The sequence below is a fragment of the Trinickia sp. genome (genome assembly GCF_051961175.1).
GTDB lineage: Bacteria > Pseudomonadota > Gammaproteobacteria > Burkholderiales > Burkholderiaceae > Trinickia.
Window position 1 is genome coordinate 17,859 of record NZ_JBQCDN010000155.1, and the last position, 23,074, is coordinate 40,932.

Here is a 23,074-nt window from a genome sequence, read left to right on the forward strand (position 1 = left end):
ACGGGCATTGGTCCGGAGGTCTTACCGATGCTAAGATCTAGCCCATCCGCTCGACTGACAACCAGCGTTCACCGCATGCTGTCGGTCACGATGCGCCCTCCTTCGGCAAGAATGCCCAGACATCGTTGGTCATGGAAAAATCGCAGAAAAAGACAACCGCTGCGGCGGCACACGACGCGACCGATTCCCCCGCGAAACGCGCGGCAGGTGCCGTCAGGAAAACGGCGCGCCAGCCCAAAGCGCCTGCGCCTACGTATCACCACGGCGACTTGCGCAACGCGTTGATCACCGAGGGCCGCCGCGTACTCGAGGAGGTAGGGCTTCAAGGTTTGAGCCTGCGCGAGGTAGCGCGCTCGGTGGGGGTGTCGGTCGCCGCACCGTTTCATCACTTCGGGGATAAGGAAGGCTTGCTCGCGGCGATCGCCGCGAATGGCTTCACCGAACTGGCTGCGTTACGCAGCGCAATTGCCGCATCCACGGCGGATCCGATGCAACGGATGTACCGAACGATGGAGTGCTATGTCGACTTCGCCGAGCGGCACAAGGGACTCTTCAACCTGATGGTCGGGCCGCGAATCCTCGAACGGGAAGACGCTAAAGAGCTGGTGGAGTCGGTCATGTCGTCGTTTGACCTGTTTGCGTCTGCAGTCTGCGACTACGCGCGCACCCAGGGATGGGCGCAAAACGACTTGGATCTGGTAGTTCACGCCGCGTGGTCCGTCGAGCATGGCCTCGCGATGCTGCTGCTGAACGATCGCATTCCCACTTGGGGATACAAGATGGATATCAAAAAAATGGCGCTCCCGTTCTCTATTTCGCTCTTGCTGAACGGCATCACCGCTGGCCCGACGAGCCTGGCCACCATCGCAAGCCAGCTCGGGCCGGCCGGGAAACGGCTTCTTGACCGCGACCCCACCAACCGAAAGACTCGGTAACGAGGCGGCCTCACGCAACGGAAACGGGTGTTTTTCGATGAGGCACCGCGAGGGATGGCGCCCACGCCCGCATCGCCAAGAGTGCTTCGGCTCTAGACGCCGCGCAATTGGCATTACGCGGCTTTAAGACATTGGTATTGCGGCTGAGGCGGCACCACGCTCCACGTGCCATCAGGTGCTTGAAAAAAGAGGATCACCAAGGGTCCCGACGGGCGGTGCACCTCGACCGACACATACCGGCCGCCCTCGCGACCTGAACAATTGCCTCTGGTCACTCTCGCTGGCTTCGCCGAAGCCAGCGCCAACCACTTCTGAACCAGCAGGCGCAACGACCGCTCGCCTTTATCCACGGTATTCCCCTTCACCGCAACCACTCTCTGAAGGCCACGCTCCGACGACATCTGAGTAGGAGCAACGTAACTTAATCTTATCACCGTTAAGATTAAGAACAATCGGGGTTATCCCGCGAGATGCGGTTCAGGGTGAAGGGTGAGGGGGAGCTTGCTGAAATGAGAGCGGCCCTTGCACGGCCGCTCCAGCGCATACCATCAAAGCGTCGCCACCGCGCCTGCTTCTGACGACCGGGGGAGCACGCTCGTCAGCCGGCCGTGGATCAACTGCTCCGCCTCCGACACGATCCGCTGGATGAGTTCTTTGACCGTTGGTATATCGTTGATGAGGCCCGCAACCAAGCCGCAGCTCCACGCGCCCGCATCCATCTGCCCTTCGACCATCACTTTCGGGTAGACGCCCGCCACCTGCTCGTAGATATCGCCGATGACGAGCTTGTCACCCTTCTCCCGCTCGATTTCCAGCAAGCGATCGACACCGGCATTCTTGAGCACGCGCTCAGTGTTCTTCATGCCGCGCATGACCAGTCTCGTATCGAGTTCAGTCGCCCCGACAATCGCCTGCTTGACGCTTTCATGGACAGGCGCTTCCTTGGTGGCAACAAAACGCGTACCCATGTTGATCCCGTCGGCGCCCAACGCCAGTGCCGCGACAAGGCCCCGTCCGTCCGCCACGCCCCCTGAAGCCACGAACGGGACTTTGAGTTCCTGAGCGGCCCGCGGCAACAGAATCATGTTGGGTATGTCGTCTTCCCCCGGATGCCCGCCGCACTCGAAGCCGTCCACGCTCACGGCGTCGCAGCCGATGCGTTCAGCCTTCAAGGCATGTCGAACCGACGTGCACTTGTGAATCACTTTGATGCCGGCCGCCTTCATGGCCGGCATATGCTCCTCGGGGCTGCGCCCAGCCGTCTCGACGATCCGCACGCCACTCTCCGCGATGGCGGCAATGTACTCGGGGTACGGCGGCGCGGAAAAGGAAGGCAGAAAGGTCAGGTTCACGCCGAACGGCTTATCGGTCATATCCCGGCATCTGGCAATCTCCTTGGCGAGCAGTTCAGGCGTCTTCTGCGTCAATCCCGTGATAAGCCCAAGGCCACCTGCATTGGAGACGGCGGCAGCGAGTTCCGCAAACCCGACATAGTGCATGCCGCCCTGGATGATCGGATAGGCAATGCCGAAGAGTTCGGTGATACGTGTCTTCATGAGAAATTCCTGTTGGTTAGCATTCCGGCAGACGACGCCAAGCCCCAGCCGCTGCAGCCGCACCGAAGGCTGCAGCCAATGCGCAGCTAATACGTTTGAAGTCAGCAGCGCTCCAGGCACAGGGCGATCCCCTGTCCACCGCCAATGCATAGCGAAACCACCGCTTTGTGCGCGCCGGTGCGCTCGAGCGCGTGCGCAACCTTCGTGATGAGGATCGCGCCGGTGGCGCCGATCGGATGTCCGTGTGCAATCGCGCCGCCGTCGACATTGAATTTCGACGGATCGATGCCGAGCTCGTCACGCACGGCGATCCCGACGGCGGCAAAGGCTTCATTGACCTCATAACGATCAACGTCCTGCGCATTCCACCCTGCCCGGCCGAGTGCCTGCCGCACGGCGGGAAGTGGCCCAAGTCCAAAGAAGCCCGGTTCGACTCCTGCAATGCCGATACCGCGAATCGCGAGCATGGGCTGTAACGCGTGCTCGCGAGCCATGGCCTCGTCGCAAACGATCATCGCGGCAGCACCCGCGTTCACGCCGGGAGAATTGCCCGCGGTAATCGTCCCATCCGGACGGAAGGCCGGCTTAAGCTTGGCAAGCGTCTCGGCCGTCGTTTCCGGCCGGTTGGCTTCATCCTCCGAGAACTGAATCACAGCCCCCTTCAGCCCCTTCACCGTCAGGGGTTCGATCTCGGCTTCGAACCAGCCGGCGGCCTTGGCTGTGGCGAAACGCTGCTGGCTTTGCGCCGCGAATGCATCTTGGGCCTCGCGCGTGATCGCGAATTTCAGCACAAGATCCTCGGTGTGCCAGCCCGAATGCTTGCCAGAAAATGCATCGTTCAGTCCGTCGAACAGTATCGAATCCACGGCCTCCGTGTTGCCCATGCGCGCCCCGGAACGCAGTCCGGGCAACAAGTACGGCGCCCGCTCCATGTTCTCGGTTCCGCCAGCGATAACCAGACGCGAAAGACCACTTGCGATTTCGGCATAAGCCGTCGCCACGGCCTGCACGCCCGAACCGCACACCCGATTGACCGTCAGCGCGGGAGCAGTCACGGGCAAGCCGCCATGAATGGCGGCTTGCCGAGCGATATTCATACCGTTGCCTGCTTGCACGACATTGCCGATCACGACCGCGTCCACACGCTCGGGATCGAGTCGAGCGCGGCGCAGCGTCGCGGCAATGGCATGCGCACCCAGCATCGCGGCCGAGGTGCTCTTCAGCGAACCTCCGAAACTGCCGATAGCCGTACGAACGGGCGCGCAAATAACGATGTCCTTGCTCATGGTGATCCTTATCTGATTGCATGATCTCTATGGAGCCAGCCCTGCTTCTGAGGTCTTCCCTCACCCGGCATCCAGCGGTTTATCTTCAATCTTATCAATGCTAAGATCCAAGGAGATTAGGCCCCCTGACACCTTTGCGTCAATCGCGGGCTTTCCCTACGTTTCCTGGTTTTCCGCCCTCCCAACCCTCGGCAAGGCGCGCGGGCTTGCCAAGGTACAATCTGTCAGCAGCAAGCGCCCTATTTACACTGCCTCGCCGACATGCCCCCCACCGGTTCAACGTCCAAGACCCCGAAGCAACAACGCTCTTTCGCAACCAAGGAAAGGCTTGCCGAAGCTACGATACAACTGCTCGGCGAGGTGGGCGAAGCGGGTGTGACTCATCGTGCCGTTGCCGAGCGCGGCAACGTTTCTCTTGCCTCCACCACCTACTACTACGATTCGAAAGACAGTTTGCTTGCCGATGCGTCCGCATCGCTTTTGACGAACTATGTGGACCGATTCCACCAGTTCGCGGCAAGACAACTTGCGCAAGTCGAGGGACGTGTCTCCGTGCAGGCGTTTTTCGCACGTCTGTTGCGTCGTGCGACCGGCAAGGACCGGCTGCTTACGATCGCTTGGTGCGAAATCATGCTTGCGTGTGCCCGCCACGCCCAAACGCGGGCGCTCGCGCGAACCTGGTACGCCAATCTTCAAGAGATCTGGACCGAGATCTTTGCGGTGCTGGGCGCAAGCACCGATCCGCTTGACGTGCAGACCGCGATCGATCGCACCGTTGGGCTGCTGTTTATCATGGTCCCGCTTGGCTTGCCTCCGGAGCAGGCCGAAGCGGCACTGACGGCAGGCCTCGACCCCGCCCTGATCGATTCATTACCACTCGCGCCGCCCATTGCGCCCGCCACTGAAAGCCGGAAGGCCCGCGAGACAAGACAGCAACTGCTCGATGCCGCGAAGCGCATCATGGCGACGCACGGCGCCGCCGCGGTGACCGGCCGCGCGGTAGCCGCCGAGGCCGGGCTCGCGCCGGGCACGCCCGCAAACTACTTCAAGCCCATATCGACGCTCCTTGACGCCGCCAGAGAGCAGCTCTATGAGGCGGCCAAGGCGCGATATCGGGAGGGGGTGTCGGAAATCGATCCGCGCTCCATGTCGTTCGAGCAAATGGTCGACCTCAGCGCGGCGGTTCTTGTGCGAGAGGTCACGCAATACAGCGAACTCAACATCGCAACGCTGTCTGTCGAGGTTGAAGCCGCCCGCCAGCCGGCACATCGAAGTATGGTCGGCAAATGGTTCATCGACAGGACCCGCGGTTGGCTTCGCCTGCTCTCGCATACCGATGTCCGCACGCAACCGGCGGATGCCCTCATGGCATGCGCACTCTACAACGGCATAGCGATTCGACTGCTCTCCACCGGCGCGGACTCTCTAGCGATCGCCCAGGTTCGATCGGAATTCTGGCGGGCGCTTCAGCCGCATCCCCAGGTAGACCATCCGGGCGTCTCTTGAATTTGCACAAACGATCAAAAACTTGTTGACCGTCGTTCGAGGAGCGCCTAGGATTCATGCATCGGCGCATGTCTTTGCGCGCTGTCGTTCACCGGTCATCTATCACTTGAAATTGGTACAAACGAGCAGTTTTCGCTGAGTTCGACTCTCCGAACGAGAGCTGGCCTCGCGCTGACCTCATTACCTGACTCAATGGCTCGAAGATCGGATGGATATTGGGAACTGGCCAATCTTCAGGCCAGTTCACGTCGACTTCTCACCATAGGTTCGTACCATGACAATCAATTTGACCAATCGGGTCGCCATCGTTACCGGCGCTGGTGCAGGCCTTGGACGTGAACATGCGCTGTTGCTGGCGCGCCTGGGCGCCAAAGTCGTGGTCAATGATTTGGGCAGTGATGTCCATGGCAAGGGCGGCTCCGGATCGGCTGCTCAGAAGGTAGTGGAAGAGATCAAGGCGCTCGGGGGCGAAGCGATTGCCAACGGCGCGTCGGTCACTGACTTCGAAGCCGTTCGGAAAATGGTCGACGACACCGTCGAGCGCTGGGGCCGTGTCGACATTTTGGTCAACAATGCCGGCATCCTGCGCGACAAGACCTTCAGCAAGATGGAGCTGTCGGATTTCCGCGATGTGCTGGAAGTTCACCTGATGGGGGCCGTCAATTGCACTAAAGCCGTCTGGGATCTGATGCGTCAACAGAAATACGGGCGCATTGTCATGACGACTTCCTCGTCGGGTCTGTATGGCAATTTCGGTCAGGCGAACTACGGCGCGGCAAAGCTCGCGCTCGTCGGCCTCATGCAGACACTTGCGCTCGAAGGCGCAAAGTACGACATCCGCGTCAACTGCGTCGCGCCCACCGCCGGCACGCGCATGCTCGAGGGCCTCATGCCGCAGGCGATGCTCGACACCCTCTCGCCTGCCGCGGTCAGCCCGGCTATCGGGGTTCTCGTCGGCGAAGACGCACCCACGCGTATGATCCTTTGCGCCGGCGCTGGCAGCTTCGAAACCGCCAATATCACGCTGACACCGGGCATTTATCTCGGCATGGGTGACGATGTCACTCACCAACTCGCGCAACGCCTGCCGGAAATCGTTGATCGTCACGGTGAAACGGTCCCCGCGGCGGGCTCTGTTCAGGGCGATGTCGAACTCTCCAAGGCGGGCTTCAATATGCAGAACGCTGGAGCGGATCTTGTTCGCACATAAACGCTTTCACGGCGCTTATCCGCGCCTTGTCGCACTGCAATTGGGGGACCGGCGATGAACACACTGACTCTGGAAGCGTTCTCCGCGTTGGAGGGAAAGGAACTGGGCGTATCCGAATGGATACTGGTCAGCCAGGAGAGCATCAATGCCTTTGCTGACGCAACACGGGATTGGCAGTACATCCACGTGGACGAAAAGGCTGCCCGCAATGGCCCGTTCGGCGGGACGATCGCGCACGGGTTTCTGACCTTGTCGTTGTTATCGGCTATGTCCGCTGGGGTCATTCCCACGCTTGCGGGTACAACCTCGTCCGTGAACTACGGCTTCAACAGCCTGCGGTTCGTCAGCCCCGTGAGGAGCGGCGAACACGTCAGAGGCCGATTCGGTCTAAAAGCGATCACCCGTCGCAGCGAAAACAGCTATCAGCTGACTGTAAGCGTCTCCGTGGAAATCGAGCAGAAAGTAAAACCCGCACTCGTCGGCGAGTGGGTGATTATCGCCAACGTCTAAGCCGATTGCGGGGTCGACGGCCGCCTTGGGACAGCAGTCTCACGGCAACGGCATCGGCCGCGGCCCCGCATGAACTTCCATCATTGGACATCATGTCAAGCGATCTGATTCTCTCGCGTCGAGACCTCGATTTCATTCTGTTCGACTGGCTGCGTATCGATTCGCTCAGCCAGCGAGCCCTGTACGCGGGGCAGGACCGCTTCGATTACGAATCGGTTCTCGACGTCTACAGCAAGCTGGCTTCCGAACTTTTCGCGCCGCATAACAAGAAGAATGACCACGTCGAACCCTCGTTTGACGGCGAGCACGTCACCGTCAATGCCGAAGTTGGTGCGGCGCTGAAGGCTTTCGCTGAAGCCGGCCTCGTTTCGGCGGGTTTTCCGTCGGAGTGGAACGGCATGAGCCTGCCTTCCGTTGTCGAACGTGCGGGCATGGCCTATCTGATGGCCGCCAATCCCGGTACGGCCGGGTACGCGTTTCTGACGATCGCCAACGCCAATCTGCTCATGGCGTATGGAGATCGTCACAAAGTGGCGCCCTACATCCACGGCATGGCCGAGGGGCGATTCTTCGGTACGATGTGTCTCTCCGAGCCGCAAGCGGGCTCCAGCCTTGCCGATATCCGCACGAAGGCGGTCCCGCCCGCTGACGGTCGCTACCGGCTCTTCGGCAACAAGATGTGGATCTCCGGTGGCGATCATCAGATTTCGGAGAACATCATCCATCTCGTGCTGGCGAAGATCCCCGATGAAGACGGGAAACTACCGCCAGGCGTGCAAGGTATTTCGCTCTTCACCGTTCCGCGCCGTCTTCTCCATGCGGACGGCACGCTGGGCCAACGCAACGACGTCACCCTGGCCGGCATCAACCACAAAATGGGGTACCGGGGCACAGTCAACTGTCTCCTGAACTTCGGCGAAGGCCGTTATCAACCCGATGGCGAGGCAGGGGCGATCGGCGAGCTTGTGGGAGAACCGGGCCGTGGACTGGCCTATATGTTCCACATGATGAACGAGGCACGGATTTCCGTCGGCCTGGGCGCAGCAGCACTCGGCTATACAGGCTTTCTTCACGCGCTCGACTACGCCAAAACGCGCCTTCAGGGCCGTCTTCGCAGTGAACGCGATCCGGCCACGAAGCCAGTGGCGATCGTGCAGCATGCCGACGTCCGCCGGATGCTGCTTGCACAGAAGGCATACGCGTCCGGCGCGCTCGCGTTGTGCCTGTATGCGGCAAAACTGAGCGACGACATCCATTCGCTGGACGATGCCAAGGCCCGTGAAGATGCGCAGTTGCTGTTGGATCTGCTCACGCCGATCGTGAAAAGCTGGTCCTCCGAATGGGGCTTGGTCGCCAACGACCTCGCAATCCAGGTCCATGGCGGTTACGGCTACACGCGCGAATACAACGTCGAACAGTTCTATCGCGATAACCGCCTCAACCCTATTCACGAGGGCACCTTCGGCGTCCAGGCGCTCGACCTGCTCGGGCGAAAAACACAGATTCGCGATGGCGCTGCCGTCCGTCTGCTCGAAGCACGCGTACTCGAGACGATCGCCGCTGCCGCGTCAACGGCATCGCTTAAAGCACACGCCGAAAAGCTGCGAGCAACATGGAATCGGCTTGGTGAAGTCACCGAGAAGCTTAATCGCCTCGAAGACATCGACCTGAAGTTGGCGAATGCCGCGCCTTATCTCGAAGCATATGGCCACGTCGTAGTCGGATGGCTTTTACTCGACCAGGCTATCGTCGCCGAACAACTTATGGACGACACCCCCAACAGTGACTTTTATCGCGGAAAGCTTGCCAGTTGCGGCTACCACTTTGGCTGGGAGATACCAAAGGTCGAATCTTGGCTTGCCGTCCTCGATCCCGTGGAAACGACACCGCTCGCCATGGCAATCGAATGGTTCTGACGCGAAAGCAGATACGGTTTGTGCCTGCCAGGACGGTCCTGATCCCCGGCCGCTACAGGTAGAAGACGTTCCTTCCCATCTACAGATACGATACACCGAGTGGAGCTCCAGCATGAGAGCAGTGCAGCAGCTGTTTGATTTGACCGGTAAGACAGCGTTAGTGACGGGTGGATCGCGCGGCCTAGGGCTTCAAATTGCCGAAGCGCTCGGGGAGCAAGGCGCACGGGTTGTCGTGACGTCACGCAAACAAGCAGACCTCGACGAAGCGGTGGCACATCTCACGGAGAAGGGCATTCACGCCAGCTCGATCTCCTCGAATCTGAGCGATGAGGCATCGATTACGCCGCTGGTCGATGACGTGCTCGCACAACTCGGGCACGTCGACGTTCTGGTCAACAACGCCGGCGCCACCTGGAATGCCCCGGCGCAAGACTATCCTCCCGAGGCGTGGGACAAGGTGATGAACCTCAACCTGCGCAGCGTCTTTCTGCTGTCCAAGGAGATCGGAAAGCGCACGATGATTCCCCGAAAGTATGGACGCGTCATCAACGTCGCCTCCATTACCGGTTTTGGCGGCAATGCACCGGGGACAATGCAAACGCTTGCCTATAACACGTCGAAGGGTGCGCTGATCAACTTCACCCGCACGTTGGCAGGCGAATGGGGCCAATATGGCATCACCGTCAATGCACTGGCGCCTGGCTTTTTTCCCACCAAGCTCACCCACGCCTTTCTCGAAGATAGCGAGCACGGTTCACTGCTGGCGCGCGCGCCGCTCCAGCGGCTCGGCGATGAAGAAGACCTGAAGGGTGCGACCGCCCTCTTTGCGTCGGATGCCGGCAAGCACATTACCGGCCAAGTGCTGGCGATCGACGGCGGCGTCTCCGCCATTATCTGAGCCCGGCATCAATGACCCGACGCACCGCATCGCCTCAGTAACGGCCAGCCAAGCTGCGTAGGTTTCGTGCTGCATACCGACCTCACCGGTGCCCCAAAATGACAATCAGGTTCAAGCTTCGCTTCGTTGTTCTGGCGACCCTGCTCACCGTCCCTCTCGCGCTAGGCATCACGACATTCGGATTTAACGCGGTCAAGGACGCACACGCCGATGCGCACCGCCGGGAGCTGCAAATCCGGGCGCTTATGGATATCAAGGCCAGCATATTATCGACGGCTGCGCTGGACGCGCAGTCCGACCAGGCAAACGAAATCATCAAAATCGCGGAAAAGAACCTTGCCGCGAACGAGGAAGGTATTTCTGTGCTATTCGATTCCGCGGACCAGCGGCAACGATGGACATCACTTCGTGAGCTTTGGGACAAATATGACCGAACGTTGCGCGCGTTGCACTCGTCGTCAATCCAGGGTGAGGACGGGGCCCGCGTTCAGGCCGCGCAGCTTCGTCATGAAGTGTTCGGCTCGATGTACGAAGTGCTCGAGGCAATGCTTGTCACTGCGAAAACGCGCAGCGACGATGCGACGGAGCACGCGAATCGAGCAGGCAGCCTCGCTATCTGGACCGTTGCTTCAATCGTCCTATCGATGACCGTTGTTATCGTACCGTGGATCCTCGCCCTATCCCGCTCGATTCAACTGCCGCTTGGTCAGTTTCAACAGGCACTGCAGAATTCGAGCGACCACCGCGACTTGACCGTGCGAGTTCCAGTCATGGGAAACGACGAAATCAGCCTGACGGCGAGCGCGTTTAACGCGTTGATGGATCGTATCGCCGAGGCAATGTTAGTGGTGTCCGCAACGGTGGAATCTTTAAGCTCGGTTTCGGGCAAGCTCTCCGTTGGGAGTATGGATCTGTCAGCACGCACAGAATCACAGGCGGCATCGCTGCAGGAAACCGCCGCCAGCATGGAAGAGTTGACCGGCACCGTGCGCCACAATGCAGAAAATGCGGGGTACGCTGTCGAACTTTCCGCCAAAGCAGTGGATACGGCGACTCGTGGCACCTGCGTCGTCTCAAACGTGGTCGGCACAATGACTGAGATCAACGCCGGGTCGTCCAAAATTTCGGAAATCATTCGGATCATCGAAGGGATTGCGTTTCAGACCAATATTCTTGCGTTGAATGCAGCAGTGGAAGCCGCGCGCGCCGGCGAGCAGGGGCGTGGCTTCGCGGTGGTGGCCGGAGAGGTTCGCGCGCTCGCGCAGCATTCAGCTAGCGCGTCGAAGCAGATCGCGGAGTTGATCGATGCGTCTGTCAGCCAGGTCAGTGCGGGCGCCGAGTTGGCCAGCGGTGCCGGTGTAACGATGCAGGAACTCAGCGTTTCAATATCTCACGTGACCGAGATCATGCACGAGATCGCCGCCGCTTCCAGCGAGCAGAGCCGCGGCATCGATCAGATTGGGCAAGCGGTCGCACAGATGGACAGAATGACCCAGCAAAATGCCGCGCTGGTCGAGGAGTCTACAGCCTCCGCGCGATTGCTCGAGGATCAAGCCAGAAAACTGTACGAAGCCATCGGCGTCTTCAAGCTTCACGACGCGGCGCAGTTGATTTAGACATCCAACATCGGTGAGCCATCAGGAGCCACGCCATGAGCATCAGCAGTATCGGTAGCAGCGCATTGATCAATATCACGATCGCGGATAGCGTAGCCCATGTGCGCCTGAACCGCCCTGAAAAGATGAATGCGCTGAACCCCGCCATGTTTGACGCAATCATCGCGGCAGGTCAACAGCTTGCGAAGGCCGCCGATCTGCGCGCGATCGTGCTTTCGGGAAATGGCAAAGCCTTCTGTGCAGGCCTCGACCTGGAGAGCATGGCCGCACTCGCACAAGCGAGCGGCAAAACGCCGCTAGTTGAACGAACGCGCGGCGTCAGCAACGATTTCCAGTACCTGTGTACGCTATGGCGCGAACTGCCCGTGCCCGTTATCGCCGCGGTACGCGGCGTGGCGTTCGGCGCAGGGCTGCAACTCGCGCTGGGTGCCGATTTGCGTTATGTGGCGCCCGACGCGCGCCTTTCAATGATGGAAACGAAATGGGGCATCGTCCCGGATATGGGCGGCATGGTGCTCACGCGCGATCTGATCCGCGACGACCGGTTACGCGAACTGATCTATACCGCACGAATCGTCGGGGGTGCGGAAGCCGTCGAACTGGGGCTCGCCACGCGCGTGACCGATGATCCGCTTACCCTCGCCTACACGACTGCACGCGAAATCGCGCAGAAGAGTCCCGACGCGATTCGCGCCGTGAAGCGCCTGATGCGGGTTGCCTCGCGCGGCGATGCGGCAGCGACGCTGCAAGCCGAATCCGTCGAGCAGCAGATGCTGATCGGAGGCGCGAACCAGCGCGAAGCGGTGGCGGCTAACCTGGAAAAGCGCGCGCCCCGCTTCGTGGCTGCGGCGGCGGGCGCGCAAGAATGATGCGGAACAGGCCGCGCGGTTCGTCCTGCGGTACCCGGGAGCCACCGCCGACTCAATGCACATTTGCCTCGCCGCTCGCCCTACCCGTATCCCGCGCCGCAACGCTTCGCTCCACCAAGATCTCCACGCCGCCCGGCTCAAGTTCGAGGCTACCTCCCCCAAAGCGCCGATTCGTCAACGCACTCGTATAGTCGCCGATCGGCAGCGAAGCTTGCCTCGCTTGCTTGCCCAGATTCAGCACGAACGTGACTCGCCTATCGCTTGCGCGTCTCGTCGCCACTTCCACGCCGTCAGGAAGTTCAAAGTCACAATCGATACCTGCATCGCGGACGATGCGACGCATGAGCACGCGACTCGCCGCTTCGTCGAGAACGGTACCGATGTAATAAACGATACCCTGACCGTACGCATTTCGCGTCGCCGCCGCACTGCCCGCGAAGTACTCGCTCGCATAGGTGACGATACTGTCCGCCGTCACAGGCGTAAGGATGTCGCACCATTGACTACTCGATAGGACTTCGCCACTGTCGAGCGTCAGAGTCTGCGCATCCTTGCCGACGGGATCGTATTCTTCGACATACGCACCAGCAAGTTCCGTCAACAGATTCGGCAGACGATCCGGCAAACAGACGTTGTTCATGTTCTTGACGCCGGACCGCGTCGTTAGCACGAGTCGTCCGCCATTCTCTACATACTGCTTCAGCTTCGCGGCCATCTCGTCATCTATCAGGTACAGCATCGGCGCGATCACCAGTTTGTAACCGTCCAACGGCTCCTTCCAATTGATGACGTCGGCGCCCACCCCCAAGCGTAGCAAAGCGGAATGAAGACGCTTGAAGTTGCCGAGATAGTCAAACCCGTCGGCCTGCGGTTGAATCTGGAATGCATTGAGTTGTTCATGCGAAAAGAGCATCGCCACGTCATGCTCGAGCTCCGTGCCGTCCAGCAGCGGCGCAAGCCGTTTCATCTCGCTGCTGAACTGGACGAACTCGTTGAACCGGCGGCCCGGCTGCCCATGATGATCGAGCAGACCGTGCCAGAATTGCTCAGCGCCGACACGGGCCGAACGCCAGCGGAATTGCACAATCGTGTCGGCGCCGCGCGACACGCTCTGCCACGCATACGCGCGGATCATGCCCGGAAACGGCGTACGCGACATCGGATACCAGCAACCCGGTGTTCCGCTCAGTTGCTCCATCACCCAGAAATTACGGCGCTTGACGCCCCGCGTCAGATCGAGCGTCAGCGCACCGTGATACATCCTCGATTTCGAATCATCGAGAAAATCGGTAGCCGGATAGTAGTCGACAGACGCGAAGTCCATGCTGTCGAACATGTCGTAATAGTCGGCGGTGGTCGGGTAACCCCACAGGTTGTGCGTGATGAACTTGCCCGGGCTGTGCTTCCGGATCAACGCCGCTTGAAAGCGGTTGAAGTCCGCCACCGCATCCGACGAAAAGCGCCGGAAATCGAGCAGGAACGAAGGATTCAGATAAGGCGAGCCGCCCAGCGGCGTCTTCACCTGATTCCAATCGCTATATTCCCCGCTCCAGACCACCGTGCCCCATTCACGATTGAGCTTTTCCAGCGAACCGTACTTGTTCTGCAACCAGCCACGGAACGACCGTGTGCAGTACTCGCAGTGACAGTCGTTCGCGGCGAGTTCGTTGTCGGTCTGCCAACCAATGACGGCCGGATGAGACGCATACCGCCGCGTCATCTGTTCGATGATGCGTTCGCCGAACGTGCGCAGCGAAGGGCTGTTGTAGCAGCGGTGCAGCCGCACGCCCGCGAAGACCGCATTGCCCTTGTTGTCGACGGGAAGCACATCAGGGTAGCGATGCGTAAGCCAGACAGGCGGCGTTGCAGTCGGTGTGCCGAGCACGATGTCAATATCGTGCCGCGCCAGCAAATCAATGGCTTGGTCGAGCCACGCGAAATCGAACTGGCCCTCGACGGGCTCGAGCCGCGACCATGCAAATTCGGCCAGGCGAACAATGCCGATTCCCGCATCGCGCATCTGCCGGGCATCTTGCTCCCACAGCGAAACGTCCCAGTGCTCGGGATAGTAGTCGACACCTACCTTCATGGAGAGATTCCTTTATCAATATGAGGGATGCACTGCGCCCTGCGAGGCCGCGCTCGCATCCGGTCGATGATGGGCAAGCGTTCAGCCTTTCGTTGCGCCGAACGTCAGGCCGGCGATGAAGTGCTTTTGCATCGCGAAGAAAATGACGACGGACGGCAGCGCCGCGAGGAGCGAACCTGCCGATACGAGGTTCCACGCGGTCGTCCACTGTCCCTTCAGCGCGGCCACGCCAACGGTGATGGGCGCTGCATCGTCGCCTTGCGTCAAGCAAAGCGCCCAAAAGTAATCGTTCCAAACGAACGTGAAGACGAGAATGGCGAGCGCGGCCAATGCCGGCGCGATCAGCGGCAGGATGATCCGGCAGAACAACTGCCATTCGCTGGCGCCCTCGATGCGCGCCGCTTCGATGAGTTCGTAAGGCAGTTCCTTGATGAAATTGCGAAGGAACAACGTGCAAAACCCGGTCTGGAACGAGATGTGAAAGAGGATCAGCCCTTCAACCGTGTTGAACAGCCCGAGATGAAGTGTCAGTTGGCGGACAGGAATCATCAGCACCTGGATCGGCACGAAATTGCCGGCGACGAACACGCCCAAGATGCCGTTGTTGCCCTTGAACGGGTATGTGGCAAGCGCAAAGCCCGCCATTGCAGCGAGCGCGATCGATCCGATCACGGAAGGCACGGTAATGAGGCAGCTATTCAGGAAATAGTGAAGCATCGGAGAACTGACCAGAACCGTGCGGTAGTTCTCCAAGAGCGCCAGCCGCTCGGGCCAGCCCCAGTAGTTGCCGCGCATGAGCTCGTCCGTCGATCTCATGGACGTAATAAAAACGGCAATCAACGGAAGCAACCAGATCACGAGGGCGAGCGGCAGCGAAGCTTTATAGACGCCACGGCCCATCGGGCTCCAACGGTGTACCGGAGTGGGATACATAGGTTCGTCCTCTGTTATCGGTCAGTGCGCAGGAGCCGGCGCAACTGATACACGATGAACACCAGCATGATCAGGAACAGCACGACCGCGATCGCAGCCGAATAGCCGTACCTGAAGTACTTGATGGCCTGGTCGTACATGAAATAGGCCAATACGGTGGAACTATCGAATGGGCCTCCGCCTGTCATCACGGCAATCAAGTCGAAGCTACGAAGTGCACCGATGATCGTCAGCACGACCGACATGAACGTCGCAGGCCGCAATTGCGGAAGCACGACATGCCAAAGCAGCGCCCAGCCAGTCGCGCCTTCCATGCGGCCCGCTTCGATAACCTCCGGGTTGATACCCGTAAGATTCGTGAGATAGAGCAGCATGCAAAACGGGATTTGCGGCCACAGCGCGGCGGCGATCACACCGAATGTGGCGTAATGCTCATCGCCCAACACAGGACTCCCATGCCCCACGATCACCTTCAACAAGCCGAATGCCGGATCGTAGAACCAGCTGAATACCAGACCGACCACCACGCCCGACAGCACGAACGGCGAAAAGAACAGTGACTTGACCAATCGCATGCCGCGCACGCTTTGGTTCAAATAGAGCGCGAAGGCCAACCCGATCGGCGGAGCCAGCAAGAACAGCACGAGCCACAAAAGATTGTTCTTCAGTGCGACGTAAAAGGTATCCGTATGGATCAGCTCGTTGTAGTTCGCGAGCCCGACGAATACCTTGTCGCTCATGCCGTCCCAACTATAAAAACTCAACGCGATGCTGCTTAGAATCGGATAGATCACGTAGACGCAAAACATCACGCAAGCGGGCAGAAGAAACAGCAACGCTGCACGCTTGCGCTGTTGCGCAAGGGGCGCCGATACCCGAACACCTCGCGAGCGGCTGGTCGGGCTGGCAGAATCTGAGGGTGAGCCCGCGCTCACCGATGTTCTCGTTTCGGCTGTGGTCATCGGAACCCTCGCGTAGTCAGGACTTGTGATAAATGCGCTTGCGCGTCTTTTCGAGGTCGCTGAGGATGGCGTCGAGCTTCGAGGGATCGCTGATGAACCGCTGCATCCCCTTCATGCCTTCGTCGGCCATCTCTTTCGTCATGTCGCGATCGTAAAACTGCGCGACACCCCCCGTCGTGTGCGACAGGATCTGGAAGCCAATTTTGGCGATCGGATCGTCAGGCATCGCAGCTTTGTTGTTCGCCGGCAAGGTACCGACGCCTTTGGCCAACGCTGCATCGTTGTCGGGCTGCCCGATGAAGGCGAGGAATTTGCCGGCATCTGCCTTGTTGTTGGCTCGCACGGGGATGTTGAGACATTCGGCGGATCCGTCCTCGGCCGCGGTTACCTTCGGGTCGACCGTGGGGAACTTGAAGAATCCCGTCTGCGCCTTTGTCGCCGGAGGCAGGCCCGGCGAAAGGAACGTGCCCATGAGCATCATGGCGGCCTGCCCTTGAATATAGAGCGGCTGAACAGAATCGAGGCTGTAGGAAAGCGGATTGTCGATAAAGTACTTATTGTCGATCAGCGTCTTCCAGGCCAGATACACGTTCTTCACACGCGCGTCGGTATAGGGAATCTCGCCGTTCATGAGCGACATGTGGAAGGCGTAGCCATTCATTCGCAGATCGAGGTAGTCGAACCACGCGGCAAGGGTCCACGAATCGCGGCCGCCCACCGCAATCGGCGCGATGCCGGCGGCCTTGAGCTTCTTGCAATCGTCGAGAAACTCTTGCCAGGTCGTCGGCTCTTTTGTGATGCCCGCTTTCTCGAATAGATCCTTCCGGTAGTACACGCCCCAGGCGAAGTACTGCGTCGGCATCGCGTACTGCTTGCCGTTGTATGAGGATGGTGCCTTCAGTGAAGCGAACTGATCATCCCAGCCGTTCTTGCGCCAGTCGGCCGATAGATCCTCGAGCAAGCCGCGCTTCGCGTAGTAGGCCATGCGCTCCCCTTCGTGCCAATTCACGACGTCCGGAGCCACCGACGTGAGCCATGCCGGCAATTGCACCTTGTACGTTTCCTCTTCGACGAACGCCACTTTCGTCGTGACGCCCGGATTGGCCTGCTCGAACTGCTTGATCAGGTTCTCCCATACCGCGCGCGTCTCGGCGCCCTTGAAAGCGATGTTTAACCGCAGCGTTCCTGCACTCGCCGCCGTGGCGACGGAAAGTGCGGCACTGAGCACTGAGAGCGCGATGATTCGTTTCATGGATGTCTCCGTATGTCGTTTTTAATGAAGCTTCGGTACCGCACTGCCGTCCGCCACGAACAAGTGGCAAGCGCTGGAATTGAATTGCACCTTGACGTGCGCGCCGGGTCGGTAAGCCGCGTCGCCAAGTTGCTTGGCGACAATCGTGGTGCCGGTAAGATCGTCCAGGTGGAGATAGCTGTGCTCGCCCAGGCGCTCGACGAGAGCGATCTTGCGGCAGAGCGTTTGCATGCCGGGGTTCACGCCATCGGCTCCGTGCGTGCCGGCATCGGTCACGCGATCGAAATGCTCTGGCCGAATCCCCAGCTGCACGGTCTGGCCGACATCCAGTGACGCGCCGTTGGCATCGACCCGCACAAGATCGTCCGACCTGTCGAGTTTCACGACCACCTCTTCGTCATTCGAGGACTGAACCATCGCCCCGATGAAATTCATTTTGGGGCTGCCAATGAACTCCGCCACGAAGCGGCTGTTCGGACGATGATAGAGATCGAGCGGCGAACCGATTTGCGCAATGCTTCCGTGACGTTCGGCTTCCGCGCCCGCGCGTAACAGTACGATCTTGTCGCCGAGTGTCATCGCTTCAACCTGGTCATGCGTCACATACACCGTACTGGCCTGGGCGAACTGCCGATGAAGCCTGGCAATTTCGATTCGAGTCTGGCTCCGCAGCATGGCGTCGAGATTCGATAGCGGTTCGTCGAACAAGAACACGCCGGGCTCTCGCACGATCGCACGCCCAATTGCCACGCGCTGCCGCTGCCCGCCAGACAACGCCGACGGCTTTCGTTTCAGCAGCGCATCGAGCTGCAACGTCTTCGCCGCCGTTTGAACCCGCTGAGCGATCTCATGGGTGGGCAGTCCCGACAGCTTCAGGCCGAACCCCATGTTTTGCTCAACCGTCATATGCGGGAACAACGCATAGCTCTGAAAGACCATCGCTACGCCCCGCTTGGCCGGAGGCACTTCGTTAACGAGGCGCCCGCCGATTTGCACGTCGCCCGAGGTCGCATCTTCAAGGCCGGCGATGATTCGAAGCAGCGTGGACTTCCCGCATCCCGAGGGCCCCAGGAATACGCAGAACTCGTTCTTCCCGATATCCAGGTCGATTCCGCGTAGCACTGGCGCGTGGTCGCCGTATGCCTTCGTCACGCCTTTCAAGGTGATCGCAGCCATGTCCGAATCGTCTCCATCCAGCTTGATTTAACGTTACATCAACCGACTCTAAAAAAAGGCCGCGGGGCCTGTCGGAGTGTCATCCAGCTACTGTTTCGACGGACTCTACGCCGGATTTTTTGTCGACGCAATAGGTTTTCTTCCGATGACGAGTTGACAAGCGCTCCCCGCGCCTATTGAATGTTGCGTCACGATCCATTCATGCTCGATATCTCCACTCCACTCTGTCATGAGCAGCAAACATTTCGCCCCGGCCGTCACCATTAGAGAGGTTGCGGAAGAAGCCGGCGTATCCGTCATGACGGTCTCGAACGTGCTGCGGGGCCGGGGGCGTGTGGGTGAAGAAACGCGCCGGCGTGTGCTCGCTGCCGTGGAGCGACAAGGCTATCGGCCCAACTTGACGGCACGCGCACTCGTCGAGCGCAAAGCGCCGACGCTTGCGTTGATGCTCAGTTGCATCACGAACCCGTTCTATCCTGAATTCACGCTCGCTGCGAATCTGTCGGCGCTTAAGCATGAGCGTCATCTGCTGGTGTGCAACACCGATCACGAGGCGGACCGCGGCACATCGTTTCTGCAGCAAGTAGCCGGCTCGCTTTCCGATGGCGTGCTGGTGGCGAACTATGGGGATTTGCCGATCGAGGATCTACGGGCGCTCGAGCAGCGCGGCATTCCGGTCGTCATCTCCGTATGGGAACGGCCGGACGAACCACCCGGCATTGCCTGCGTGACGTTCGATGCCAAGGGCGCGGCGAAACTGGCCGTCGGGCATCTCATCGAACTCGGGCATCGGCGAATCGGCGCCATCATCGGCAGTCCGAAGCAAGGTATCCATGGTGCGCGCTTCGCCGGATATCAGGAAGTCATGCGCGAGGCCAAGATCCGTCGGGTAGCCGCTGACGAACGGTTCACCGAAGACTCCTATGAAGGCGGGTACCGTGCCGCTACGGAGTTGCTATCGTCACGCCCCGATCTGACGGCCTTGTTCGTTTCCAATGACCTTCCGGCGCTCGGGGTGCTGAATGCGGCTTCGGACCTCGGCTACGCCGTGCCTCAGGACCTGTCGGTCGTCAGCATTACCAACATCGTTCCGGCCAGCCAATCGCGGCCGGGACTGACCACAGTAGCCATTCCTACGGCTGAACTGGCAGAGAAAGGAATCGATCTCCTGATTGCGCTCATGAACGGCGAGGCCACGGACAAAACGGTCATCCATACCTCGCCGCCCGAGCTCGTCATTCGCGGCTCTACGGCTCCTCCGGCACGTTCGTAAGCAGTGGCTGGCAGCGGGATCACGAACGCCCGCCACACGACAAGTCTCACGTTACGGTTCTCAAATTCTCACGGGACACTTCCCACCGCCCGCAGAGGCTTGTCCGGTCGGGCGGGAAATCTCAGCTCATGGGTACTGCTACACTACTTACTGCATCGCCTCGCTCGATACGACGTTGCCGGGATTGCCGATTTTGAACACGGCCACTGCATTCTTGAGCCCGCCCGCCTGTTCCTCGAGCGATTGCGCAGCGGCGGCGGCCTCTTCAACGAGTGATGCGTTCTGTTGCGTCACCGCGTCCATCTGCATGATGGCCTGATTCACCTGCTCGATACCGCGACTTTGTTCTTCGGAAGCCGCTGCGATTTCGCCGACGATATCCGAAACCTGCTTGATAGCTCGCTTCACCTCGTCCATGGTCATTCCAACCTGCGCAGCCTGCTGCGCCCCACTGTGGATGATTGCCACCGACGACCCAATCAGCTCCTTGATCTCCTTAGCCGCCCCAGCGGAGCGCTGAGCAAGACTACGAACTTCGCTGGCTACGACTGCAAAGCCGCGGCCCTGCTCTCCCGCGCGAGCCGCTTCCACCGCCGCGTTGAGTGCGAGGATGTTCGTCTGGAATGCGATGCCTTCAATGACGCCGGTGATCTCGGAGATCTTGGCGGAGCTGCCGCTGATCTGCCCGATCGTTTGAACCATTCCCTGCATCGCGTCGTTGCCGGCGTCGGCCATTTCCGATGTGCGAGTCGCCAGCGCGTTAGCCTGCCGCGCATTGTCGGCATTCTGCTTCACGGTTTCAGTCAGCTGGGTCATGCTGGACGCGGTTTGTTCGAGCGACGCAGCTTGCTCTTCAGTGCGGGCTGACAAATCGGTATTTCCGCCTGCGATTTCGCTGGAGCCGATCGTTATGTTGTCCGTGCAACCGTGGATCTGACGAATAGACGTCGTCAACTGGTCGCGCATCTTGCTCATTGAATAAACTAAGCTCCTCGTGTCCCCGTTGTTGACGTTGATGGGAACCGTGAGGTCGCCGCCGGCAATCTGCTCGGCCACACGTACTGCGTACCGCGGTTCGCCGCCCAACTGCTTGAGGATCAATTTGGCGAGCAAAAGGGCGATAGTCAGATTTATCAACGTTGTTCCCGCCAAAAGGGCGATGACCTTATAGCGTGCGGTGTCGTAAATGGTATCGCCACGCTTGCTCGCCTCCTCTCCACCACGCACATTGAGATCGACGATATTCTGCAAATCATCGCCGGCCTGATCATAGAGTTTCTGCGAGGCCCCGCGAATGAGATCTCTCGCTTCGGTGTTCTTGTTCTGACGCGACAGTTCCAGCACCTTTTGGTGCCGCACCATGTAGTCGTCCCACTCGGCCTTGAATTTGTCGTAGCGGCGCTGCTCGTCGGGAGATGAAATCAGTTTGGCATACGCCGAGCGGTTTTTCTCGAAATCGGCCAATACGTCGTGCATATCCTTTTCGTACTTGGCCATTTCGCCGTCGTCGCTAGACAGGATGTGCTGAAGCTCTGCGATGCGAAAATCGGAGACGTTCGTATTGAGTGCCGAAGAAAGGCGGACGCTCGGCATCCAGTTGACTTCCATCTCGGTCGAAATTTGATTGACGACGTCCAATTGCAAGATCGCGAAGGCACCCAAGCCGATCGTCAATAGAATGCCAGCGACGAACGAGACAAGGAGCTGTGCTGAAATGTTGAGGCGGAGGAAACGTTGCACCATGGGGTTCTTCGCGCGGAATTCGTTTGAAAAGGTGGGCCGATTGATTCGTGGCCCACAAATGCACGCTGAGCCACCACTGGGATCTGTAATCTGATTGACGGCTGCCGTAAGGTTCAATTTAGGTAAGGATTTCCTGAAAGTGGTGTAGGCGATACGGACGCGGCTCTTGGGAGCGGCCGTACTACGAGCACCGGCTTGCGCCTCGCGCATTTTTCAGGTTGGCTTCCAGCGGCGCCTCGACATGCGGTTTGTGGATGTCGACGATTTCGCGAAAGCAATTTCCTCCCTCTCAAAAACAAAATTTCGTTCGAGAACGGGCGATTCCAGTCCTCGTACAGTGTAGTCGGTGAGCCGCTCTGGTCTGTGCTATATGAAGGTCCGCTTGCCGACGAGGACTCGCTGTTCGAAGCAGAGAGCCAGGCCGCGGACGTTGCCTACGAGCACAGCCTGAAGATCGCCCCAGATGACTTTGTCGTGAATGTTTCGGCGCAAGTTGTGGAAGACGTACCAGCGAACATCCCGCGAGCGTTGCTTCCGGAATTCATCACCGAGATAATTCTGAGCCAGTCGCCTCAGATCGGAAAGATTCGGAATCTGAGGGTCTTGTAGTCATCGCAGATCGATGCGCATATTGGACGGCCACAGTGAAGCAGCTTTGCCCATCTGCGCCGTACAGAAGGTGCCGTTCCGATGCAGAAAAGGCCGCGTCACGCAAGCATGACGCGGCAAGGCCTCTGGATCCGGGGAGGAATCCAGCGACTGAGAGTCGGACGAACGGTGACCGTGAGCGCTTCGCCATGAAAGCGCAAGGTAACGAGACCAGCTTAGTGTACGTTGCAGACCGGCCATCACCCTAGGGGCATTGGCGTCAGACTTTCCTGAAAATCCCGTCAGCGTTCGGTGCACTTGCAACCTCCTGATACCCGAGAATCGCCGCGAGGTCGGCAATGAACCGTTCGGCTTCATTTTCCCCTCGTACAGTTCACTATGGGTTGGTTAATGCCTGCTTTCTGAATTTTAATCAGGCCCCGCGCATCGTAACACCGCCCCACTGCAGTTAAACTACTGAAAAAGCAATGTTGCGTACGACGATCGTGATGACACAAAAACTAAAACCGGATCTCGCCTTTTCTTCGAGCATTCCCATTCCGGAAAGACTGCGAACGCTAGTGGCTACCGTGAATAATGGCGCGCTCGATCCGTCCGAACTCGGCCGTGATTTCGTCCTCCGTTTCGATGCTCCCGCAAACAAGGCTGCGTGGTTTGCTCGCCCCTGTACGCCGTCGGCCCTGTATGCCGCCGAACAATTGGCGGAATTCGGACATAGCGGCGACGGTTCGATCT

19 protein-coding genes are annotated in these 23,074 nt (G+C 59.5%); 11 read left to right on the forward strand and 8 right to left on the reverse strand.

Going from position 1 to position 23,074, the window contains the following annotated elements:
- The first annotated feature begins 269 nt into the window (after positions 1 to 269).
- Positions 270 to 935 (forward strand): TetR/AcrR family transcriptional regulator, encoded by a 666-nt coding sequence (locus ACTHL0_RS09015; protein ID WP_440566385.1) that lies wholly within the window; start codon positions 270 to 272, stop codon positions 933 to 935.
- A gap of 548 nt (positions 936 to 1,483) precedes the next feature.
- Here the strand turns inward: ACTHL0_RS09015 and ACTHL0_RS09020 are convergent.
- Together ACTHL0_RS09020 and ACTHL0_RS09025 are read right to left on the reverse strand one after the other, a co-directional pair.
- Positions 1,484 to 2,491, reverse strand: a complete 1,008-nt coding sequence (locus ACTHL0_RS09020; protein WP_440566386.1) for an NAD(P)H-dependent flavin oxidoreductase — start codon at positions 2,489 to 2,491, stop codon at positions 1,484 to 1,486.
- Positions 2,492 to 2,592: 101 nt separating this feature from the next.
- Positions 2,593 to 3,777 carry a thiolase family protein gene (locus ACTHL0_RS09025; protein ID WP_440566387.1) on the reverse strand — a complete coding sequence of 395 codons (1,185 nt, stop codon included), beginning with the start codon at positions 3,775 to 3,777 and terminating at the stop codon, positions 2,593 to 2,595.
- Between the two features lie 261 nt (positions 3,778 to 4,038).
- Between ACTHL0_RS09025 and ACTHL0_RS09030 the strand changes: the two genes are divergently transcribed.
- From ACTHL0_RS09030 to ACTHL0_RS09060, 7 genes are all read left to right on the forward strand, one after another.
- A complete protein-coding gene (locus ACTHL0_RS09030; RefSeq protein WP_440566388.1) occupies positions 4,039 to 5,283 on the forward strand; it encodes a TetR/AcrR family transcriptional regulator in 1,245 nt (414 codons plus the stop codon).
- Between the two features lie 274 nt (positions 5,284 to 5,557).
- On the forward strand, positions 5,558 to 6,493 hold the full coding sequence (locus ACTHL0_RS09035; protein ID WP_440566389.1) for an SDR family NAD(P)-dependent oxidoreductase: 936 nt from the start codon (positions 5,558 to 5,560) through the stop codon (positions 6,491 to 6,493).
- Between the two features lie 54 nt (positions 6,494 to 6,547).
- A complete protein-coding gene (locus ACTHL0_RS09040) occupies positions 6,548 to 7,003 on the forward strand; it encodes a MaoC family dehydratase (protein ID WP_440566390.1) in 456 nt (151 codons plus the stop codon).
- A gap of 92 nt (positions 7,004 to 7,095) precedes the next feature.
- Positions 7,096 to 8,919 (forward strand): acyl-CoA dehydrogenase, encoded by a 1,824-nt coding sequence (locus tag ACTHL0_RS09045; protein WP_440566391.1) that lies wholly within the window; start codon positions 7,096 to 7,098, stop codon positions 8,917 to 8,919.
- A 112-nt stretch (positions 8,920 to 9,031) separates the two neighbouring features.
- Positions 9,032 to 9,817, forward strand: coding sequence for an SDR family oxidoreductase (locus ACTHL0_RS09050; protein ID WP_440566392.1), 786 nt, complete (start codon positions 9,032 to 9,034; stop codon positions 9,815 to 9,817).
- 98 nt (positions 9,818 to 9,915) lie between these two features.
- Positions 9,916 to 11,433 carry a methyl-accepting chemotaxis protein gene (locus ACTHL0_RS09055; RefSeq protein ID WP_440566393.1) on the forward strand — a complete coding sequence of 506 codons (1,518 nt, stop codon included), beginning with the start codon at positions 9,916 to 9,918 and terminating at the stop codon, positions 11,431 to 11,433.
- Between the two features lie 35 nt (positions 11,434 to 11,468).
- Positions 11,469 to 12,302 carry a crotonase/enoyl-CoA hydratase family protein gene (locus ACTHL0_RS09060; RefSeq protein ID WP_440566394.1) on the forward strand — a complete coding sequence of 278 codons (834 nt, stop codon included), beginning with the start codon at positions 11,469 to 11,471 and terminating at the stop codon, positions 12,300 to 12,302.
- Between the two features lie 52 nt (positions 12,303 to 12,354).
- Here ACTHL0_RS09060 and ACTHL0_RS09065 read toward each other — a convergent pair whose 3' ends face one another.
- The 5 genes from ACTHL0_RS09065 to ACTHL0_RS09085 form a co-directional block, all read right to left on the reverse strand.
- Positions 12,355 to 14,391, reverse strand: a complete 2,037-nt coding sequence (locus tag ACTHL0_RS09065) for a beta-galactosidase (RefSeq protein WP_440566395.1) — start codon at positions 14,389 to 14,391, stop codon at positions 12,355 to 12,357.
- A gap of 81 nt (positions 14,392 to 14,472) precedes the next feature.
- The gene (locus ACTHL0_RS09070) at positions 14,473 to 15,324 is read right to left on the reverse strand and encodes a carbohydrate ABC transporter permease (protein ID WP_440566396.1); all 852 of its coding nucleotides are present in this window, start codon (positions 15,322 to 15,324) and stop codon (positions 14,473 to 14,475) included.
- A 14-nt stretch (positions 15,325 to 15,338) separates the two neighbouring features.
- Complete coding sequence (locus ACTHL0_RS09075; RefSeq protein WP_440566397.1) at positions 15,339 to 16,286, reverse strand: carbohydrate ABC transporter permease; 948 nt, start codon at positions 16,284 to 16,286, stop codon at positions 15,339 to 15,341.
- A gap of 16 nt (positions 16,287 to 16,302) precedes the next feature.
- Complete coding sequence (locus ACTHL0_RS09080; RefSeq protein WP_440566398.1) at positions 16,303 to 17,538, reverse strand: ABC transporter substrate-binding protein; 1,236 nt, start codon at positions 17,536 to 17,538, stop codon at positions 16,303 to 16,305.
- A gap of 21 nt (positions 17,539 to 17,559) precedes the next feature.
- A complete protein-coding gene (locus tag ACTHL0_RS09085) occupies positions 17,560 to 18,714 on the reverse strand; it encodes an ABC transporter ATP-binding protein (protein ID WP_440566399.1) in 1,155 nt (384 codons plus the stop codon).
- A gap of 229 nt (positions 18,715 to 18,943) precedes the next feature.
- Between ACTHL0_RS09085 and ACTHL0_RS09090 the strand changes: the two genes are divergently transcribed.
- Positions 18,944 to 19,987 (forward strand): LacI family DNA-binding transcriptional regulator, encoded by a 1,044-nt coding sequence (locus ACTHL0_RS09090; RefSeq protein WP_440566400.1) that lies wholly within the window; start codon positions 18,944 to 18,946, stop codon positions 19,985 to 19,987.
- A 147-nt stretch (positions 19,988 to 20,134) separates the two neighbouring features.
- On the opposite strand, the gene ACTHL0_RS09095 is transcribed toward ACTHL0_RS09090, so the two are convergent.
- On the reverse strand, positions 20,135 to 21,730 hold the full coding sequence (locus ACTHL0_RS09095; protein ID WP_440566401.1) for a methyl-accepting chemotaxis protein: 1,596 nt from the start codon (positions 21,728 to 21,730) through the stop codon (positions 20,135 to 20,137).
- Positions 21,731 to 22,129: 399 nt separating this feature from the next.
- On the opposite strand from ACTHL0_RS09095, the gene ACTHL0_RS09100 reads away from it, so the two are divergent.
- Together ACTHL0_RS09100 and ACTHL0_RS09105 are read left to right on the forward strand one after the other, a co-directional pair.
- Positions 22,130 to 22,339, forward strand: coding sequence for a hypothetical protein (locus ACTHL0_RS09100; RefSeq protein WP_440566405.1), 210 nt, complete (start codon positions 22,130 to 22,132; stop codon positions 22,337 to 22,339).
- A 467-nt stretch (positions 22,340 to 22,806) separates the two neighbouring features.
- A partial coding sequence (locus ACTHL0_RS09105; protein ID WP_440566402.1) for a hypothetical protein occupies positions 22,807 to 23,074 on the forward strand: 268 nt, incomplete at its 3' end.

What these genes read in the sequence shown, in the direction of transcription:
- ACTHL0_RS09080 (WP_440566398.1), bottom strand. Translation starts at nt 17,538, where the DNA reads ATGAAACGAATCATCGCGCTCTCAGTGCTCAGTGCCGCACTTTCCGTC.
- ACTHL0_RS09065 (WP_440566395.1), bottom strand. Translation starts at nt 14,391, where the DNA reads ATGAAGGTAGGTGTCGACTACTATCCCGAGCACTGGGACGTTTCGCTG.
- ACTHL0_RS09035 (WP_440566389.1), top strand. Translation starts at nt 5,558, where the DNA reads ATGACAATCAATTTGACCAATCGGGTCGCCATCGTTACCGGCGCTGGT.
- ACTHL0_RS09025 (WP_440566387.1), bottom strand. Translation starts at nt 3,777, where the DNA reads ATGAGCAAGGACATCGTTATTTGCGCGCCCGTTCGTACGGCTATCGGC.
- ACTHL0_RS09070 (WP_440566396.1), bottom strand. Translation starts at nt 15,324, where the DNA reads ATGTATCCCACTCCGGTACACCGTTGGAGCCCGATGGGCCGTGGCGTC.
- ACTHL0_RS09050 (WP_440566392.1), top strand. Translation starts at nt 9,032, where the DNA reads ATGAGAGCAGTGCAGCAGCTGTTTGATTTGACCGGTAAGACAGCGTTA.
- ACTHL0_RS09040 (WP_440566390.1), top strand. Translation starts at nt 6,548, where the DNA reads ATGAACACACTGACTCTGGAAGCGTTCTCCGCGTTGGAGGGAAAGGAA.
- ACTHL0_RS09095 (WP_440566401.1), bottom strand. Translation starts at nt 21,730, where the DNA reads ATGGTGCAACGTTTCCTCCGCCTCAACATTTCAGCACAGCTCCTTGTC.
- ACTHL0_RS09085 (WP_440566399.1), bottom strand. Translation starts at nt 18,714, where the DNA reads ATGGCTGCGATCACCTTGAAAGGCGTGACGAAGGCATACGGCGACCAC.
- ACTHL0_RS09030 (WP_440566388.1), top strand. Translation starts at nt 4,039, where the DNA reads ATGCCCCCCACCGGTTCAACGTCCAAGACCCCGAAGCAACAACGCTCT.
- ACTHL0_RS09020 (WP_440566386.1), bottom strand. Translation starts at nt 2,491, where the DNA reads ATGAAGACACGTATCACCGAACTCTTCGGCATTGCCTATCCGATCATC.
- ACTHL0_RS09055 (WP_440566393.1), top strand. Translation starts at nt 9,916, where the DNA reads ATGACAATCAGGTTCAAGCTTCGCTTCGTTGTTCTGGCGACCCTGCTC.
- ACTHL0_RS09075 (WP_440566397.1), bottom strand. Translation starts at nt 16,286, where the DNA reads ATGACCACAGCCGAAACGAGAACATCGGTGAGCGCGGGCTCACCCTCA.
- ACTHL0_RS09090 (WP_440566400.1), top strand. Translation starts at nt 18,944, where the DNA reads ATGAGCAGCAAACATTTCGCCCCGGCCGTCACCATTAGAGAGGTTGCG.
- ACTHL0_RS09060 (WP_440566394.1), top strand. Translation starts at nt 11,469, where the DNA reads ATGAGCATCAGCAGTATCGGTAGCAGCGCATTGATCAATATCACGATC.
- ACTHL0_RS09045 (WP_440566391.1), top strand. Translation starts at nt 7,096, where the DNA reads ATGTCAAGCGATCTGATTCTCTCGCGTCGAGACCTCGATTTCATTCTG.